Origin of the sequence: Planomonospora alba (genome assembly GCF_039534085.1) — a bacterium.
GTDB classification, from domain to species: Bacteria; Actinomycetota; Actinomycetes; order Streptosporangiales; family Streptosporangiaceae; genus Planomonospora_B; species Planomonospora_B alba.
The window spans coordinates 1-1,388 of record NZ_BAAAUT010000148.1 but is presented as its reverse complement, the minus strand read 5'-3'; the positions used below and the strand labels follow the sequence as shown (position 1 = coordinate 1,388).

The 1,388-nt window shown below is 75.8% G+C and carries 1 protein-coding gene; it reads right to left on the bottom strand.

The annotated features are described in order from the left end of the window. Nucleotides 1–1,075, bottom strand: a 1,075-nt coding sequence (locus ABD823_RS34330; RefSeq protein WP_344867112.1) for a hypothetical protein, incomplete at its 3' end; no start/stop codon positions are given. Nucleotides 1,076–1,388 lie beyond the last annotated feature (313 nt).

Sequence of the window (1,388 nt, the reverse complement as noted above, 5' to 3'; positions counted from 1 at the left end):
GCGCCCGCGACAGCTCGGCGGCCTGCTCGTCCAGCTGCCGGGCGCGCCGCTGCGCCGTGCCGGTGGCCGCGACCAGGCGGACGATCAGGAAGGCCGTCATGCCGGTCAGCAGGAGCAGCGGGAACACCAGGTCGAACCGGCGCACCGTCACCAGGTCGGTGTCGACGGACAGGATGAGGGAGAGCGGGCCGCCGCAGGCGATGGCCAGGAACATGCCGCCCCGCATGAGGGTGAGGGTGGTGCCGGGCACGGCCTCCTCGGTCTCGGCCACGGCCGGGTGCAGCGCGGCCGTCCCGGTGAGGACCAGCCAGAGCATCCAGGCCGCGCCGCCCGCCAGCTCGGCGCCGGAGCCGTGCAGCATGGCCATGCCGGGGTTGCCGTCGCCCACGAGCGTCGCGGCGTAGACGGCGTCGGCCACGAGCAGGGCGACGAGGGACAGGGAGAGCATCCGGTAGGAGGCGTTGCGGGTGCCGTACCGGAACCAGAGCCGGGCCCCGGCGAAGACGACGGCCAGGTCCGCGGTGAGGTAGAGCAGCGTCATCAGGTGCTCGCCGTTGCGCAGGTCCTCGTAGCCGGCGAACGCCTGGAAGACCAGCGTCCAGTACATCAGGGCGGCGCCCAGCACGATGACCACCGCGTCCAGCGTCACCCCCTTGACGCCGGAGCGCTCCGGGGCGCGCGCCAGCCTGTTCAGGCCGAGCACGACCAGCGGGTACATCGGCACGTAGAGCAGGTCGAGCCAGAGCGGCAGGGCGGCGGCGTCGCCGCCGATCGCCAGGTACCAGCCGGTCCGCAGCAGGTCGGCGGCCGCCCAGACCGCCACGCCGGCGGTGATCAGCCGCCACGCCGCCGCGGCGGGCGGGCGGTGCCGGCGGATCCCGGCGGCCAGCGCGGCGACCGCGGCGACCGGCACGACCTCCCACAGGACGGCGCCGGCGGGGTCCGGCGCCGCGACCACGACCGCGGTCAGCACGCAGCCGAGCAGGAGGAACAGCGACCAGAAGGGGAGCCGGGGGAGGCTCCGGCCGCGCCGGTGCCCCGCGACCCGCCCGGTGGAGGAGTCACCTGCCTGCATCGTCTTCTCCTGGCCTGCGGTCGTGCTCTGCGCCTGCGGTCGTGTCCTGCGGAGGGCGGCACGACGGCCGTGCCGGAAGACCCTTTCCTCCATCGGTCCGCGCGCCGGAGACCTGAGCCATCCGCGGGACGTCTTCCGGAACCCTTTCCGGCACGGCCGCGGCCCGCCCCGCCGGACCGTACGGCCCGCGTGACGGCCGTACGGCCGGCGCAGGGGCCGTCACGCGGCCCGGCCGTCCCCGGCGTCCCGTCCGCCGCCGTCCAGCAGGGCGTCCAGCGCCGGGGCCGGCACCGGCTTGCTGAACAGGTAGCCC